The 16,911-nt window shown below is 60.7% G+C and carries 17 protein-coding genes; 3 read left to right on the top strand and 14 right to left on the bottom strand.

The window, feature by feature from the left end; genetic code table 11:
• Positions 1-97 precede the first annotated feature (97 nt).
• The 13 genes from L1069_RS07930 to mdh form a co-directional block, all read right to left on the bottom strand.
• Positions 98-406 carry an EthD family reductase gene (locus tag L1069_RS07930; protein ID WP_134830615.1) on the bottom strand — a complete coding sequence of 103 codons (309 nt, stop codon included), beginning with the start codon at positions 404-406 and terminating at the stop codon, positions 98-100.
• 119 nt (positions 407-525) lie between these two features.
• Complete coding sequence (gene lpdA, locus L1069_RS07925) at positions 526-1,917, bottom strand: dihydrolipoyl dehydrogenase (protein ID WP_237455295.1); 1,392 nt, start codon at positions 1,915-1,917, stop codon at positions 526-528.
• Between the two features lie 70 nt (positions 1,918-1,987).
• On the bottom strand, positions 1,988-2,257 hold the full coding sequence (locus L1069_RS07920) for a hypothetical protein (RefSeq protein WP_129369867.1): 270 nt from the start codon (positions 2,255-2,257) through the stop codon (positions 1,988-1,990).
• 165 nt (positions 2,258-2,422) lie between these two features.
• On the bottom strand, positions 2,423-2,815 hold the full coding sequence (locus tag L1069_RS07915) for an MAPEG family protein (RefSeq protein ID WP_237455294.1): 393 nt from the start codon (positions 2,813-2,815) through the stop codon (positions 2,423-2,425).
• Between the two features lie 72 nt (positions 2,816-2,887).
• Entirely contained in the window at positions 2,888-3,517 is a 630-nt protein-coding gene (locus L1069_RS07910) for a hypothetical protein (protein WP_237455293.1), read from the bottom strand.
• A gap of 60 nt (positions 3,518-3,577) precedes the next feature.
• A complete protein-coding gene (gene odhB, locus L1069_RS07905) occupies positions 3,578-5,101 on the bottom strand; it encodes a 2-oxoglutarate dehydrogenase complex dihydrolipoyllysine-residue succinyltransferase (RefSeq protein ID WP_237455292.1) in 1,524 nt (507 codons plus the stop codon).
• Between the two features lie 12 nt (positions 5,102-5,113).
• Positions 5,114-8,065 (bottom strand): 2-oxoglutarate dehydrogenase E1 component, encoded by a 2,952-nt coding sequence (locus L1069_RS07900; protein WP_134830610.1) that lies wholly within the window; start codon positions 8,063-8,065, stop codon positions 5,114-5,116.
• Positions 8,066-8,072: 7 nt separating this feature from the next.
• A complete protein-coding gene (locus L1069_RS07895) occupies positions 8,073-8,831 on the bottom strand; it encodes a hypothetical protein (RefSeq protein ID WP_237455291.1) in 759 nt (252 codons plus the stop codon).
• A gap of 126 nt (positions 8,832-8,957) precedes the next feature.
• The gene (gene sucD, locus L1069_RS07890) at positions 8,958-9,842 is read right to left on the bottom strand and encodes a succinate--CoA ligase subunit alpha (protein ID WP_134830609.1); all 885 of its coding nucleotides are present in this window, start codon (positions 9,840-9,842) and stop codon (positions 8,958-8,960) included.
• A 13-nt stretch (positions 9,843-9,855) separates the two neighbouring features.
• A complete protein-coding gene (locus L1069_RS07885; protein WP_343328049.1) occupies positions 9,856-10,683 on the bottom strand; it encodes a glycosyltransferase family 25 protein in 828 nt (275 codons plus the stop codon).
• 124 nt (positions 10,684-10,807) lie between these two features.
• Entirely contained in the window at positions 10,808-11,323 is a 516-nt protein-coding gene (locus tag L1069_RS07880) for a hypothetical protein (protein ID WP_237455289.1), read from the bottom strand.
• Between the two features lie 10 nt (positions 11,324-11,333).
• Complete coding sequence (gene sucC / locus L1069_RS07875) at positions 11,334-12,527, bottom strand: ADP-forming succinate--CoA ligase subunit beta (protein WP_129369876.1); 1,194 nt, start codon at positions 12,525-12,527, stop codon at positions 11,334-11,336.
• 302 nt (positions 12,528-12,829) lie between these two features.
• Positions 12,830-13,792 carry a malate dehydrogenase gene (gene mdh, locus L1069_RS07870; RefSeq protein WP_237455288.1) on the bottom strand — a complete coding sequence of 321 codons (963 nt, stop codon included), beginning with the start codon at positions 13,790-13,792 and terminating at the stop codon, positions 12,830-12,832.
• A 157-nt stretch (positions 13,793-13,949) separates the two neighbouring features.
• Between mdh and L1069_RS07865 the strand changes: the two genes are divergently transcribed.
• Positions 13,950-14,705: a TSUP family transporter gene (locus L1069_RS07865; RefSeq protein ID WP_237455287.1), complete on the top strand. Its 756-nt coding sequence runs from the start codon at positions 13,950-13,952 to the stop codon at positions 14,703-14,705.
• A gap of 90 nt (positions 14,706-14,795) precedes the next feature.
• On the opposite strand, the gene L1069_RS07860 is transcribed toward L1069_RS07865, so the two are convergent.
• On the bottom strand, positions 14,796-15,110 hold the full coding sequence (locus L1069_RS07860; RefSeq protein WP_129369879.1) for a hypothetical protein: 315 nt from the start codon (positions 15,108-15,110) through the stop codon (positions 14,796-14,798).
• 349 nt (positions 15,111-15,459) lie between these two features.
• Between L1069_RS07860 and L1069_RS07855 the strand changes: the two genes are divergently transcribed.
• On the top strand, positions 15,460-16,314 hold the full coding sequence (locus tag L1069_RS07855) for a CoA ester lyase (protein ID WP_237455286.1): 855 nt from the start codon (positions 15,460-15,462) through the stop codon (positions 16,312-16,314).
• A gap of 34 nt (positions 16,315-16,348) precedes the next feature.
• Positions 16,349-16,897 (top strand): NnrU family protein, encoded by a 549-nt coding sequence (locus L1069_RS07850; RefSeq protein WP_129369881.1) that lies wholly within the window; start codon positions 16,349-16,351, stop codon positions 16,895-16,897.
• Positions 16,898-16,911 lie beyond the last annotated feature (14 nt).

Here is a 16,911-nt window from a genome sequence, read left to right as displayed (position 1 = left end):
GCCGGAGCGGGACGCCCGCCGGGGCCAAGAAAATTCGAATTTTCTTGGCAAAATTCTTTGAAGAATTTTTTGCCCGGCGGGTGCCGGGCGGGCTGCATCAGCGCAGGACTTCGCCTATCAGAACCTGCGGCTGGACGTCCGTAAAGTTCGGAATGTCGTCGAGAGCCGGCCCTGCTGCCTGCATCGCGGTATCCATGGCCGCCTGATCGGCAAAGGTCATCGTGGCGATAGCAAAAAACGGCGGCGGGACATCCGGTCCGCCCGCCAGCCCCCTGGTCACCACAATTGACTGCAGATGCGGCCCGATGTGCTGGTCCACGACCTTCATGTGGGTGTCAGCGTAATAGGCATAGTCGAATGTTTTTCCGTCACTGACTGGGTAGATGACTTGTAAAGAAACGGCCATAGCGGTGTCTCCTGCGGGGTGAAATCGAGGCTCAGTAAAGAGCGGATCGCCAGCCGTGCCAATCGAAAAAGGGCAGCTGCGGTGAGCTGCGCCTTGTTATGTTCGGTGACTCGCCAGGTTTAGCTGTGAATCGGCCCGTCGCCGCAGGCCAGGGCAGCCTCGCGCACCGCCTCGGAATAAGTCGGATGCGCGTGACAGGTCAGCGCCACATCTTCGGCGGAGGCGCCGAATTCCATCGCCACACACAGCTCATGGATCATGTCGCCCGCGGCCGGACCGATGATCGCAGCCCCCAGGATGCGGTCGGTTTCCTTGTCGGCGATGATCTTGACAAAGCCGCCCTCGGCCTGGCCGACGGCCTTGGCCCGCGCATTGCCCATGAACATGAATTTACCGGTCTTGACCTTCTTGCCCTCGGCCTTCAGCGCGTCCTCGGTGGCGCCCACGGTGGCCACTTCCGGCGTGGTGTAGACGACACCCGGAATGACGCCGTAATTCACATGGCCATGTTTGCCTGCAATAACACTAGCCACTGCCATGCCCTCATCCTCGGCCTTGTGCGCCAGCATCGGGCCTTCGATCACGTCGCCGATGGCATAGACGCCGGGCACATTGGTGCGCCAGTGATCGTCCGTGGCGATCTGGCCGCGTTCGGTCATTTTGACACCCAGCGCGTCCAGCCCCAAGCCTTCGCTGTAGGGCTTGCGCCCGGTGGCAACCAGCACCACATCGGCGTCCAGGGTCACCTCATCGCCGCCTTTCTTGGGCTGGTATTTGACCTTGGCCTTGGTCTTGGTGGTCTCCACCCCCTGCACCGCAGCGCCCAGGATGATATTCAGCCCCTGCTTTTCCAGGATCCGCTTGAAGCTGCGCTGCACGTCCTTGTCCATCCCCGGACAGACCGCATCCATGTACTCCACCACGGTCACCTCAGATCCCAGACGGGCATAGACCGAGCCCAACTCCAGCCCGATCACACCTGCGCCAATGACGGCCAGTTTCTTGGGGATCTTCGGCAGCTCCAGCGCGCCTGTGGAGGAGACCACGATCTTCTCGTCGATCTCGACGCCCGGAATGGAGGCGGGGACCGAGCCGGAGGCGATCACGATGTTCTTTGCCTCATGCACGTCGTCGCCGACCTGCACCTTGCCCGCCGCGGGGATTGAGGCCCAGCCCTTGATCCAATCGATCTTGTTCTTCTTGAACAGGAACTCGATGCCGCCGGTGTTCTGGGTGATGACCTCATCCTTGTAGGTCTTCATCTGGTCCCAATCGACCGACGGCGATTTGCCCTTGAGGCCCATATGGGCAAAATTGTGCTCTGCCTCATGCAGCAGGTGGGTCGAGTGCAGCAGCGCCTTGGACGGAATGCAGCCCACGTTCAGGCAGGTGCCGCCGAGGGTTTCGCGGGCCTCGACCACAGCTGTCTTCAGTCCCAGCTGGGCGCAGCGGATGGCGCAGACATAGCCGCCGGGGCCGGCGCCGATTACGATGACGTCATATTGGGACATGGGTTGGTTTTCCTCTGTTCTCCCCGGTTCCGTTTGGCGGAACACGCATTAGGGGATAGTGGTCTTAGGATCAGACGGGGGTCAACATCTTGATCGAGATATTGGTGACCCCGTCGCGTTCTAGGTGCATAGCGAGCTCTTCCGATCCGAAAAAAGCACGGGCCTTCTCCGGATCGGTGATCGCGAACAGCGCCACGGCGTGGTTTGTGCGGTCCGGATCGCTCCATACGTTCATGTCGGTGATGCCTGCGGCCTGGCGGTTGGCCTTGTCCTGCCGGAACACGGTCAGCCAAGCGGTGAAATCGGCCACATCGGCCTGCCAGAGAACATGGGTTGCCATTGGGGTTACTCCTTTATCCGTTCTGCAGGCAGAGTGCACTGCTTTGGCAAGGGAGCGCTTTGATGCCACTCAAGAAAGGCGGGTGCTGCCGCAGTTTCCGCAGAATTGCGGCGCTGGGCTTGGCTTGGGCGGAGCCAATTTGAGTATTTTTGGAAAGATGAATGGTCATGCGAGGAGCACCCCCGCGAGCATCGCAGCAAGGCCGCTGGTGGCGATGAGCCAGATGGCGGTGCGCAGATAAGGCACGCCGCTGAGGTAGGCAGGCAAATAGAGGGCGCGGCCCCCAAGATAGGTGTAAATCCCGGTGGTGATCAGCGCGCTGTGCAGGCTCGCCAGTTCCGCGACCAGCACCAGGCTGATGAAGACCGGGGCGGTTTCCAGAAAATTGGTGAAGGCGCGCCGCGCCCGCCCTGCCAGTGCGCTGCGGCTGACAGCGGTGTCGCGCGGGCCTGCGGTCCAGGCGTTGCCCGCCGAGAGCTTCAGCAGGAAGCTGTCGCAGCTCACGTGGATCAGGGTGAGGATCGAGAGGCAGACAAGGCCCCAGAGCGGGAGGGTCATGGGACGGAAGCCATTACTGCTTTCTCATCCTCTGATCGGGCTGCGGCAAATGTGAAATGCGGGCTTCCAAAATCACTTAAGTTTCCCTTTGTTTCGCCACAGCACGGAAGACACTGCAGGCGACGCGAGAGTTTCTAAGACCTTTTGTCGTTCGGCTTGCGACTTGCCCTTTAGAAAAGCTGCCACCGCGTAGCCCTTCCGGAAAACGGTGAGTTTCCGGTAAGCGCGGAACAAACCGTCACCGCTGACGGCGACGATCGCAACCGCTAGCCAAGGAATAAACGTGCCTACAAATTTCCGTAGCTCAGGCTCCAGATGCGCCAGTGCCAGAAGACTTGCCGCCGCACCTAGCAGTTTGATCTGGATGTGATGGTCCCAAGACCATGACATTTTCTTCACTACAGGGGAGTTTTCGGTAATCGCCATGCCCCCTATGAACACGACGGCCAAAACAGCGGTTTCTAGCAGACGGGAAGCGCTTAGCAGGCCAAAAGCGCAGGCCGCAGTCCCGGCAAAAAAAACAAGCCAAATGAGCAAGCGCATCAGAATATAATGTCTTGCTTCATTTTCCGAAATCGAAGTCTCGTCGCTGAGGTACATGCGGTTCACAAGATCCTGGCGTTCAATGTCTTGTGGCAACAGCACCGGGGAGGAATCTAGCTCCAGCCCTTCAATGGTTTGCTCGTATTTTGTCGCGAACAACGAATATCTCCTATCGCGATAAGTGCCCCGGGAATATGTCCGGGGCGCAATTTGTCTTCTTTACAGATCCATAAGCAGACGGCGCGGGTCTTCCAGCGCTTCCTTGACGCGGACCAGGAAGGTCACGGCGCCTTTGCCGTCGACGATGCGGTGGTCATAGCTCAGCGCCAGATACATCATCGGGCGGATTTCCACCTGGCCGTTGATCGCCATCGGGCGGTCCTGGATCTTGTGCATGCCTAAGATTCCGGACTGCGGCGGGTTCAGGATCGGCGACGACATCAGCGAGCCGTAGACGCCGCCGTTGGAGATGGTAAAGGTGCCGCCCTGCATCTCGGCCATCGAAAGTTTGCCGTCGCGGGCGCGGGCGCCTTTTTCGGCAATCGCTTTCTCGATTGCAGCAAAGGACATCGCGTCGGCATCCCGGATCACCGGCACAACCAGGCCGGTCGGAGTGCCAGCGGCAACACCCATGTGCACGAAGTTTTTATAGACGATGTCGGTGCCGTCGATCTCGGCGTTCACCTCTGGCACTTCCTTCAGCGCGTGGCAGCAGGCCTTGGTGAAGAAGGACATGAAGCCCAGTTTCACGCCGTGCTTCTTCAGGAACAGGTCCTTGTACTCATTGCGCAGGGCCATCACCTCGGTCATGTCGACCTCGTTGTAGGTGGTCAGCATGGCAGCGGTGTTCTGGCTGTCCTTCAGGCGCTTGGCGATGGTCTGACGCAGGCGGGTCATCTTTACCCGCTCTTCGCGCGCGGCATCATCTGCGGTGACCGGGCCGCGCACCTGAGCCGGTGCCGGGGCTGCCGGAGCGGCAGGCGGTGCGGTCTTGGCGGCGGCCACGGCGGCAGCAACATCTTCCTTCATGATGCGCCCGTCACGGCCGCTGCCGCTGACTTGCGACGCATTGAGGCCTGCCTCGGCCATCGCCTTTTCCGCCGAGGGGGCGTTGGCAATATCCTTGGACGCCGACGCGGTGGCGGCAGCCGGGTTCTGGGCGGCGGCAGGTGCGGAAGGGGCCGCGGAAGACCCGGTTGCGCCGCCAGCGATCACGCCCAGCTGTGCGGCAGCCTGGACGGTGGCACCCTCTGCGGCGATGATCTCGGTCAACACGCCGGCAGCCGGGGCGGGGACCTCTACCGACACTTTGTCGGTTTCCAGTTCGCACAGCATTTCGTCCTGCGTGACGGTGTCGCCCACCTTTTTGAACCAGGACGAAACGGTGGCCTCGGAAACTGACTCGCCAAGCGCGGGAACCATGACCGGCACCGGTGCGCTATCGCCGCCGGAGGGCGCAGCAGCAGGAGCCGGTGCTGCAGCGGCAGGGGCAGCGGCAGCACCATTGGCCTCGGACAGGGTGGCCAGCAGAGCGTCGACGCCGACAGTCTGGCCTTCACCGGCGACGATCTCGCCCAGGGTGCCTGCGGCAGGCGAGGGCACTTCGACCGTCACCTTGTCGGTCTCCAGCTCGCAGAGCATTTCATCGGCATTGACGGTGTCGCCGGGTTTCTTGAACCAGGTGGCCACGGTGGCCTCGGTCACGGATTCGCCCAGGGTGGGTACGCGGACTTCGGTTGTCATGTCTCTTTATCCTCAGATGCTCAGCGCTTCGTTCACGAGGGCTGCTTGTTGTGCTTTGTGCTGGCTGGCCAGACCGGTTGCGGGCGAGGCCGAGGTGGCGCGGCCGGTATAGACCGGCCGTGTGTGCTTGGCCTTGATGCGGGTCAGCACCCATTCGATGTTGGGTTCAATGAAGCTCCAGGCGCCCTGGTTCTTGGGCTCTTCCTGGCACCAGACCATTTCCGCCTGTTTGAAGCGTTCCAGCTCCTTCACCATGGAAATGGCCGGGAACGGATAGAACTGCTCGACCCGCATCAGATAAACATCGTCGATGCCACGGGCATCGCGTTCTTCGAGCAGGTCGTAATAAACTTTGCCCGAGCACATGACGACGCGCTTGATCTTGTCATCCGCCACCAGCCGGGTGTCGGAGTTGCCGTGCTGGGCATCATCCCATAGCACCCGGTGGAAGCTGGAACCGGTGGTGAACTCTTCTGCCTTGCTGACCGCCAGCTTGTGGCGCAGCAGGGATTTCGGGGTCATCATGATCAGCGGCTTGCGGAAGGTGCGGTGCAGCTGGCGGCGCAGGATGTGGAAATAGTTTGCAGGCGTGGTGCAGTTGGCCACAATCCAGTTGTCCTGGCCGCACATCTGCAGGAAGCGTTCAAGCCGGGCGGAGGAATGCTCAGGGCCCTGGCCCTCGAACCCGTGCGGCAGCAGGCACACGAGGCCCGACATCCGCAGCCATTTGCTCTCGCCCGAGGAAATGAACTGGTCGAACATGATCTGCGCGCCGTTGGCAAAATCGCCGAACTGGGCTTCCCACAGGGTCAGCGCGTTGGGTTCCGCCAATGAGTAGCCGTATTCAAAGCCAAGCACCGCATATTCCGACAGGGCCGAGTCGATCACGTCGTATTGCGACTGGCCCGCGCGGATGTTGTTGAGCGGATAGTAACGCTCCTCGGTCTCCTGGTTGACGATGCCGGAATGGCGCTGCGAGAAGGTGCCGCGGGTGGCGTCCTGGCCCGCCAGGCGCACCGGGTAGCCCTCCAGCAGCAGCGAGCCGAATGCCAGCGCCTCGCCCGTCGCCCAGTCAAAGCCCTGGCCGGTTTCAAACATCTTGCCGCGGGCATCCAGGAAACGGCCCACGGTGCGGTGCATCGGGAAGCCGTCGGGCACCCGGCTGAGCGAGGCGCCGATCTCTGACAGGGTTTCCGGAGCGATCGCGGTGCGGCCGCGCTGGTAATCGGCGTCTTTCTTGTCCAGATGCGACCAGCGCCCGTCCAGCCAATCAGCCTTGTTGGGCTTGTAGTTCTTGCCGGTCTCAAACTCTTCGTTCAGATGCGCCTGGAAGGCGGCCTTCATGTCCTCGATCTCGCCTTCGGGGATCAGGCCATCCTTGACCAGCCGGTCGGTGTAGAGCGTCAGCGTGGTTTTGTGGCCCTTGATTTTCTTGTACATCAACGGGTTGGTGAACATCGGCTCGTCGCCTTCGTTGTGACCGAACCGGCGGTAGCAGAAGATATCGAGCACCACATCCTTGTGGAACTTCTGGCGGAATTCGGTGGCAACGCGGGCGGCATGGACCACGGCTTCCGGGTCGTCGCCGTTGACGTGGAAAATCGGCGCCTCAACCACCAGCGCATTGTCGGTGGGATAGGGGGAGGACCGTGAAAAATGCGGCGCAGTGGTGAAACCGATCTGGTTGTTCACCACGATATGCATGGTGCCGCCGGCCTTGTGGCCGCGCAGGCCCGACAGCGCAAAGCACTCCGCCACAACTCCCTGGCCGGCAAAAGCCGCGTCGCCATGCAGCAGGATCGGCAGCACCTTGCTGCGGTCCTTGTCACCCAGCTGGTCCTGCTTGGCACGGACCTTGCCGATCACCACCGGGTTCACCGCCTCAAGGTGCGAGGGGTTGGCGGTCAGGCTGAGATGCACATTGTTGCCATCGAACGCGCGGTCGGACGAGGCGCCAAGGTGGTATTTCACATCGCCGGAGCCATCCACGTCTTCGGGCTTAAAGCTGCCGCCCTGGAATTCGTTGAAGATGGCGCGGTAAGGTTTCTGCATCACATTGGCCAGAACCGACAGACGGCCGCGGTGCGGCATGCCGATCACGATGTCGCACACCCCCAGCGCACCGCCGCGTTTGATGATCTGTTCCATCGCCGGAATGAGGCTCTCGCCGCCGTCCAGGCCGAACCGCTTGGTGCCGGTGTATTTGACGTGCAGGAATTTCTCGAACCCTTCGGCCTCGACCATCTTGTTGAGGATCGCCTTACGGCCTTCGCGGGTAAAGGTGATTTCCTTGTTGTAGCCCTCGATCCGCTCTTTCAGCCAGGCGGATTGCTCGGGGTCGGAGATGTGCATGTACTGCAGCGCAAAGGTGCCGCAGTAGGTGCGCTTCACGATGTCGACAATTTGCCGCATGGTGGCAACCTGCAGCCCCAGTACATTGTCGATGAAGATCGGCCGGTCCATGTCGCCGTCAGTAAAGCCGTAGGTCTTGGGGTCCAGCTCCGGGTGGGCGGAGGCGGCACGCATGCCCAGCGGATCCAGGTCCGCTGCCAGATGGCCTCGGATCCGGTAGGCACGGATCAGCATCAACGCCCGGATCGAGTCCAGCACCGCGCGCTGCACCTGATCGTCGGTGACCTCGACGCCCTTGGCGGAGGCCTTTTCCCTGATCTTCTTGCCTGCGCCCTTGGTCTCAGCCGGGGCCGGCCATTCGCCGGTCAGCGCGCCGGTGAGGTCATCATCCAGCGCCGGCGGCCAGTCGTTGCGCGCCCAGGACGGGCCTGCAGCCTCAGCCTTTACGTCCAGTTCTGCATCGCCCATCTGGCGGAAGAACTCGGCCCAGGCGGCATCCACCGCGTTGGGGTCATTGGCGTATTGGGCATAAAGCTGCTCCAGATACTCCGCATTGTGCCCCTGCATGAAAGAGGAGGCGCGGAAGAGGTCGTTTGGGCTTTGTTCGGTCATCTTAGCCTCACAGGGTCGGGATTGTCTTGACGGTGAGCACCCAAGGCGAGGAGTTACTTTCCTTGGGCAAGAAGTCGGGAAACTGCATCAGGTTAATCTCAGCACGCAGCATGTCGTGTTCGGGTTTATGTCCGATTGCCGAATGGAGAAGAGAGGTAAAAATGCTTGGCAAAGTATCAATCTTGGCGGTGAATTGCTCATAGTTCTTGGTTTTGGACACGCCAAAGGCCAGTTGTCGGTCTGACAATAGAGCGGTTGCCCAGTTCTGCGGGATGTTTGCAGCCGTGCAGACAGGGAGTGCACTTCTGATAGAACCTGACAGGTGAAATGTGACGGGCATCTTTTGCTCGCCATCGAACCACCAAAAGGACCGTTCACGCTGTTCATTGTCCAACATAGCGTGTTCACGAAACAACGAAGGCTGCTCAGTGCGGTTTAGTTCCGCACTGTTTTGTTCGTGAACCCGACGGTGCCAGCTTTTCGAAGCAGCATCGTCTGAGAAGAACTTTTTCAGCGCTTCAGAAGACAGGCTCTCAGGAGAAAGAAACAGCCCAGTCAATCCAGCATGTAACGATACTGCAGCGAACTCCGCTTCGTCGTCTTGATTAAGTGGGCGAAGCGAAAGCTCTTTCTGGAGGCGTGCAACTGCTCCAAGATTGCCAAAGTCATATCTGGTTTCAAGAACGCAGGCTGAAACGAGGTTGACAAAGTCCTGATATTGAAGCGCTTCAGCTTTAACAGGTGAACTTAGTCCAGGAAGGGCCAATAGGCACAATCCTGCCCGGCGCAGCGCGCCGGGCAGCGCCCGTCCCGCCCCCCACGGGGCGGGCGCTTCGCACCCTCCCCGCCGGGACGGGCGCTGGACACTGCCATGACGCGCTGCGGGATACATTTACTTGCCGATCGCTTTCAGCACCGCTTCACCCAGGCCGGCCGGGCTTTCGGCGACCACGATGCCTGCGGATTTCATTGCTTCGATCTTGTCCTCGGCGCCGCCCTTGCCGCCGGCGACAATTGCGCCCGCGTGGCCCATGCGGCGGCCCGGAGGGGCGGTGCGGCCGGCAATGAAGCCTGCAACCGGCTTGGAGCGGCCCTTCTTGGCCTCATCGGCCAGGAACTGCGCGGCTTCTTCCTCGGCGGAGCCGCCGATTTCGCCGATCATGATGATGCTTTCGGTTTCGTCATCCGCCAGGAACCATTCCAGCACATCGATATGCTCGGTGCCTTTGATCGGGTCGCCGCCGATGCCCACACAGGTCGACTGTCCAAGCCCGACGTCGGTGGTCTGCTTCACCGCCTCATAGGTCAGGGTGCCGGAGCGCGACACAACACCAACCGAACCGCGGCGGTGGATATGGCCGGGCATGATACCGATCTTGCAGGCGTCCGGGGTGATCACACCGGGACAGTTGGGGCCGATCAGGCGCGACTTGGAGGTCTCCAGCGCCCGCTTCACCCGCATCATGTCCAGCACCGGAATGCCTTCGGTGATGCAGACGATGACTTCCATTTCGGCGTCGATCGCCTCGAGGATGGAATCCGCGGCAAACGGCGGCGGCACGTAGATCACCGAGGCATTGGCTTCGGTCACATGCTTGGCTTCATGCACGGAATTGAAGACCGGCAGGTTCAGATGCGTCTGGCCGCCTTTGCCGGGGGTGACGCCGCCGACCATTTTGGTGCCATAGGCGATGGCCTGTTCAGAGTGGAAAGTACCCTGCGAGCCGGTGAAGCCCTGACAGATAACTTTGGTGTTTTCGTCGATGAGGACTGCCATGATGTCGGTTCCTTCAAGCGGTATGTGTCTGTTGGTTCTGCGGTGTGGCCAAGGATCGGCCGTCGAAGCGGATTTTTTCGAGGGTGGCCCGCCCCAGGACCACACTGGGAAATACTCTGAAACCGCCGCGGAATTCATAGATCCCGCGCCGGAGTTTCTGGCGGATCAGCGGCCAGCCCTTGGGCCGGTGGCGCGCCGGGCCGATGGCATGTTCGCCGGGGGCCTCGTTGCCCTGTTCGGCCAAGGCCGGCTGGACCTGATAGACTTTGACGGCGCGCGCAGGTTTGGAGGCGTCGAAGTTGAACAGCAGGTTGTCCAGGGTGATCTCAAACGGGCGGCTGTCCAGAAGGTGCTGCGCTGCGCGGCGGGAGACCGCATAGGCTGCACCACCCGCGTGGCGCGACAGCATCTGGCGCACCTCGCGGCCCATGTGGGTAAAGCCGCCCTTGCCAAGCGCCACCTGCAGCTTTTTGGCCCGCCAGCGTTCGAATTTGACGATGCCGGCATCCTGCGGCCACCAGGACAGGTCGTTCAGCCAGGCGCCGGTGTCGGGCGACAGGAAGACGTCATCCTCCAGGATCAGCGCCACATCGGCGTCTGATTTCAAGAACGCCTCCCAGGCCTTGGCATGGCTGAGGGTGCAGGCCATGTCCTTGGTCTGGAAATAGCCCCAGTTGCCCTCAGGGGCGCACTGTTTGAGCATTTCCTCGCGGCTGACCTGGGTGCTGTCCACCGCATCGATGCGCACAGCCGAGAGCCCGGCCTGATCCAGTTCCCGCTGCATCAGATTCGCCCGGCCTGTGGCCTGCCGCAAACCTATGAGGTAGACGGCGGCTTTCACTGGGATTGGTCCTGACGCAAGGCAAGAACGCAAGATGTTCCGCAAACCTGTTGACTGAAGCACATTGAGTTTTCGTCGGTGAGAGCGGCCAACTGGGTATCTCCTTGTAAACGCAAAGTGCCGTCTACAGTGCAACCATAGAGAACTGCTTTAGTTCTCCAGACGCTCTGTCATACTTGATTTGAACGTGGATTTCGGCGTTATCTCGAACCCAGCGATCAAGAACTTTTCTAGTGTGGGACGGTTTGAAATGGAAACCTGCTCGCGTCATTTCAGCCGCGATTATTTTTTCGGCCTTTGACGCATCTAGACCGTCGAAACCTTCAAGTTCACAAATGGTAGTGTAGCCTTTGTGTCCAGTCATATTCCGGCGGAACTTGAGTTTGGTTGCAAATGGAATTGTCAGAGAAACTAATTTGTTGCTGCGCTTATACCGGAGTTTTTTTGAGTTCGCAGATGTGAGTTTGTAACCGAACCGGCCTAAGTCCTGTGTGTCCACGGTTCCCGAAAGAACATGGAGGCAGGTCTTGGTCAGCGCTGACAGTTCGCTAGGTGACGGCAGTACTTTTTCCTCCGCTTGAGCGCTGCCGGTGACGACGCTCAAAGCGAAAGAAAGGCTGAGAAGAACAGTTCTAAGCATAAATCAGCCCTTAACCCTTCACCGCTTTCACGATCTTCTCCGCGCCGTCTTTCAGGTTGTCGGCGGCGATCACGTCAAGGCCGGAGGTGTTGATTATCTCCTTGCCCTTCTCGACGTTGGTGCCCTCAAGGCGGACCACCAGCGGCACCTTCAGGCCGACTTCCTTCACTGCGGCAACCACGCCTTCGGCGATGACATCGCAGCGCATGATGCCGCCGAAGATGTTGACCAGGATGCCTTTGACCTGCGGGTCAGAGGTGATGATCTTGAACGCTTCGGTCACCTTCTCTTTGGTGGCGCCACCGCCCACGTCGAGAAAGTTGGCAGGTTCAGCACCGTACAGTTTGATGATGTCCATGGTGGCCATCGCCAGGCCGGCACCGTTCACCATGCAGCCGATTTCACCGTCCAATGCGATGTAGTTCAGATCGTATTTGGAGGCTTCCAGCTCTTTCGGGTCTTCCTCGGTGGTGTCGCGCAGCTCAGCCACGTCGGCGTGGCGGTAGACCGCGTTGCCGTCAAAGCCGACCTTGGCGTCCAGCACCTTGAGGCTGCCGTCGTCCGCCACGATCAGCGGGTTGATCTCGAGCATCTCCATGTCTTTCTCGACGAAGGCCTTGTAGAGCTGGCCCATCAGCTTGACGCATTGCTTGACCTGCGCGCCTTCAAGACCGAGCGAGAAGGCGATGCGGCGGCCGTGGTAGGCTTGGTAGCCGGTGGCCGGGTCGACGGAGAAGGACAGGATCTTTTCCGGGGTGGCGGCGGCCACTTCTTCGATATCCATGCCGCCCTCGGTGGAGCAGACAAAGGAAATGCGCGAGGTCTGGCGGTCTACCAGCAGCGCCAGGTACAGTTCGGTCTGGATGCCGGAGCCGGCCTCAATATAGATGCGGTTCACCTGCTTGCCCGCCGGGCCGGTCTGATGGGTGACCAGGGTGCGGCCCAGCATCTTCTTGGCTTCCTCGGCGGCTTCCTCAACCGACTTGGTCAGGCGCACGCCGCCCTTTTCACCGGCGTCGGCCTCCTTGAAAGAGCCCTTGCCGCGGCCGCCTGCGTGGATCTGCGCCTTCACTACCCAGAGCGGGCCGTCAAGTTCACCTGCGGCGGTTTTGGCGTCTTCGGCTTTCAGCACCACTTTGCCGTCTGACACCGGAGCACCGTAGCTGCGAAGGAGGGCTTTGGCCTGATATTCGTGGATGTTCATCTGAAACTGTCCCGTCTGGCTGCAATTGTCTGGCTTCAATAGGCCGTCTTAAAGCCAACTGTTAAAGGCTTTTTTGACAGGGTGCGGGGAAATGATGAAGATTTTCGAGTTTTGTGATCACGGTTTTTGGGGGTGTGATCACAAATTATCGGAAGCTTAACGGCGGTGATTCGAACCTGGCAGCTATGGACCGCTACCGCCGTATCATGGATCAAAAGCGTCAATCGTCGGTGTGGTCGTACCGGAGCAAAAGAAAAGGGCCCGCCGAAGCGGACCCCCTGATTAGTTCAAGGCTGAAAGGCTCAGGCCAGCGAGCCGTCGATGCCTTTGCAGGCCTCGGCCAGGCCCTTTACCGCATTGACCGAGTTATCGAACATGACTTGCTCTTCCTCGTTCAGCTGGATGTTCACGACTTTCTCGATGCCGCCGGCGCCGATCACGGTGGGCACGCCCACATACATGCCCTTCACGCCCAGCTCGCCGTCGCAATAGGCCGCGCAGGGCAGCACGCGCTTCTGGTCTTTCAGGAAAGCTTCGGCCATTTCGATGGCGCTTGTGGCCGGCGCATAGAAGGCAGAACCGGTTTTCAGCAGTCCCACGATTTCTGCGCCGCCGTCACGGGTGCGCTGCAGGATGGCGTCCAGGCGTTCCTGGGTGGTCCAGCCCATCTTGACCAGATCGGGCAGCGGGATGCCGGCCACGGTGGAATAGCGCACGGAGGGCACCATGGTGTCGCCATGGCCGCCCAGCACAAATGCAGTGACGTCTTTCATGGAGACGTTGAACTCTTCGGCCAGGAAATGGCGGAAGCGGGCGGAGTCCAAAACGCCGGCCATGCCGCAGACCTTGTTCGCGGGCAGGCCCGAAAACTGCTGCAGTGCCCAGACCATCGCGTCCAGCGGGTTGGTGATGCAGATCACAAATGCGTCCGGCGCGTGGTCGCGGATACCTTCGCCGACCGACTTCATCACCTTCAGGTTGATGCCCAGAAGGTCGTCGCGGCTCATGCCCGGCTTGCGCGGCACGCCTGCGGTGACGATGCAGACGTCGGCGCCTGCGATGTCCTCGTAAGACTGGGTGCCTTTGAGGCTGGCGTCGAAGCCTTCGGAAGGACCGGATTGTGCGATGTCCAGCGCCTTGCCTTCGGGGGTGCCTTCGGCGATGTCAAAGAGCACGACGTCGCCGAGTTCCTTGAGGGCTGCGAGATGTGCAAGGGTGCCGCCGATCTGACCTGCGCCGATGAGGGCGATTTTGGGTCGTGCCATTGGGAATGTCTCCGGTCCGGTTGAAATTTCCTGATGCCTACGGCGTAACGGCCCGCCGTGCAAGGGTTCCGCGCTGCGGCAAAGGGTTCGGTATACTTATGTATGCTGCGCTGATATCGCTAAAGGGCGTGTAATTCAGGGCTTTCGGAGGCGGGCAGTGGCGGCATTTGACGCTATGTTTTTCGTTTTTGCCATCCCCGCGGTCGTTTTTGCGGGCGTGTCCAAGGGTGGTTTCGGTTCCGGCGCGGCCTTTGCATCCGCGGCGATTCTGGCGCTGGTGATTGAGCCGGGCGCTGCATTGGCGCTGATGCTGCCGTTGCTGATGCTGATCGATCTGGCAGCGCTGAAGCCATATTGGGGGCGCTGGAACCTGCGCGCCTCGTTGCTGCTGATTGCCGGGGGGTTGCCCGGAGTAGCGCTGGGGGCCTGGCTGTATGCGGCAGTGAATGACGAAGCGATGCGGGTGCTGATCGGTGCCGTTTCAGTCGGATTCGTGCTGTGGCAGCTGCGCAGCCGTTTTGGAATAAACGTGTTCGCCGGAGCGCCGCTTTCATCCGGGGCAGGGGCGCTGGCCGGGCTGGCGGTGGGCTTCACCAGTTTTGTCAGCCATGCGGGCGGGCCGCCGGCTGCGGTTTACCTCCTCAGCCTGAAGTTGCGGAAGACCGAGTATCAGGCCAGCACGGTTCTGATCTTCTGGGTTATCAATCTTGCTAAGGCGGTGCCCTATGCCGGGCTTGGCCTGTTTACACGTGAAACGCTGCTTCTGGATCTGATCCTGGCGCCCTTTGCGCTGCTAGGGGCGTGGCTGGGGGTGAGGCTGCACCACAGCATTCCGGAGCGCGGGTTCTTTGCGCTGACTTATGTGCTTCTGACCGCGACCGGAGCCAAGCTCATTTGGGACGGGCTGACCTGATACCTGTGTCAGGAGCAGCCCGCCGTGTCGTTTGCGGCCACTGTAACCGCAGCCTGGAAACCTGCCTCAATACCTGCTCAGGATATCTGTTCAGGCGTCGCTGTCGGTGTCCGGCAGTGCTTCTGCGAGCACTTCGTAAGACTGGCCCGATGCCACCAGGCAGGTCATGCCGTTAGGGGTCGTGACTGTGATGGTCCAGCTGCCGGTCTTGCCGGAGGCAAAGGTTTCCATCACCATGCCCTTCTGGCCCACGCCGATGCTTTGTCGGCTTTCGCCGTATTTTTCGGCCAGCCGTTTGATCACCGTATCGCGCGGGGCGCAGTTGCGGCTTTGTGCGGTGGCAGGTGCAGCTGCCAGGGTCAGTGCGGCAAAGGCTGCCGGCAGTGCGAATATTGACATTTTCATCTTGTTTTACCCTTTCCGGAACGGCCGGACAGAGCCGGGTGCCTGACAGCAGCCCCCGGTATCCCTGTGCGGGCCGGTGTGTAACGCAATTCGAAATGCAGGCCCCATGCCTGCGGGCATCAGGTGCGGCCTGGGACGGCGGCAGGGGTCCTGTGCCTTGGTATCTATCAGTTTGGCAATCAGGTGCTGATAAGTGGTTAACCCTGCGGGCGCCTAAAAATCACTAAATATATCAGTGTTTTGCTGCATCCGCGGAGAAGGTTACGCTGCGCTGCGGCGGAATTGTACTTGAAAGTATACAATCGAATCTGTACCGCTTTACGCAACAAAATAACTTTGGAGAGCCTTGATGGACCCGCGCACGCGCCCGTACCGTTCGGTTTTGTACATTCCCGGCTCCAAGCCGCGTGCACTGGAGAAGGCCAGAACCCTGCCGGTGGACGCTGTGATCTTTGATCTGGAAGACGCGGTGTCGGTGGACGAAAAACCCAATGCCCGCGCTACTTTGACCCAGGCGCTGGAGACGGGCGGCTTTGGCGCCCGGATGAAGATCGTGCGGATCAACGGGCTGGATACGCCGTGGGGGCGTGAGGATGCGAAAGCGGCGGCACAGATGGACTGCGACGCGATTCTGCTGCCCAAGGTGAATACGCCTGCGGATCTGGATGCGCTGGCGGAAATCACCGGGGACATTCCGCTGTGGGCGATGATGGAAACCCCGCGCGGCATGCTGAATGCCGCCGCCATCGCGGCGCACCCCAAGCTGCAGGGCATGGTGATGGGCACCAATGATCTGGCCAAGGAATTGCAGACCCGTTTCCGCCCCGACCGGCTGCCGATGATGGCGGGGCTGGGCCTGTGCCTGCTGGCTGCCAAGGCCGAGGGGCTGGTGATTGTCGATGGGGTCTATAACGCTTTTAAGGATGTTGAGGGGCTGGCCGGGGAATGTGCGCAGGGCCGCGACATGGGATTTGACGGCAAGACACTGATCCATCCGGCGCAGGTGGAGGTGGCCAATGCCGCCTTTGCCCCGACGGAGCGCGAGGCCGAGACTGCCCGCCGCCAGATCGCCGCATTTGATGAGGCGCAAGCCGCAGGCCAGGGTGTTGCCGTGGTCGATGGCAGGATAGTCGAGAACCTGCATGTGGTTACGGCGCGTGAAATCCTGGCAAAAGCGGATGCAATCGCCGCGCTTTCGGCCTAGCTGTTTCCCTGGCTGACAGCATTTGGAGACTGATATGGCGTTACTGATCCTTGGCATCCTGTTGTGGTGGGGCGGCCACCTGTTCAAACGGCTGGCACCGGAGGCGCGCGCGTCCATGGGCAACGGCGGCCGCGGTGTGGTTGCGCTGGTGCTGGTTGCCGGCGTGGTGCTGATGGTGCTGGGCTACCGCAGCATGGAGTTCATCCACATCTGGGCGCCGCCGTCCTTCATGGTGCATATCAACAACCTGGCTGTGCTGATCGCCATCTGGATGATGAGTCCGGCGCCAAAGAAAGGCGCGCTGCTGAACGGCATGCGCCACCCGATGCTGGCGGGCTTCAAGCTTTGGGCTGCAGCGCACCTGCTGGTCAATGGCGACCTGGCGTCGATCATCCTGTTCGGCGGTTTGCTGGCTTGGGCCGTGGCTGAGGTGATCGTGATCAACCGTTCCGAACCGGACTGGCAGCCGGGCCCCAAGGGATCCATCGCCAAGGACGGGATGTTCTTTGCCGCTTCGATTGTTCTGATGGGGGTGATCGGCTACGTCCACGCACTGGTCGGGCCTTCGCCCTTTCCGGGATAGGGGCTTTGCAGGGT

This window comes from Leisingera sp. MMG026, assembly GCF_021654205.1.
Classification (GTDB): Bacteria; Pseudomonadota; Alphaproteobacteria; order Rhodobacterales; family Rhodobacteraceae; genus Leisingera.
Note: the sequence above shows the minus strand (reverse complement) of the source record. Positions and strands in the feature narration are given on the sequence as shown.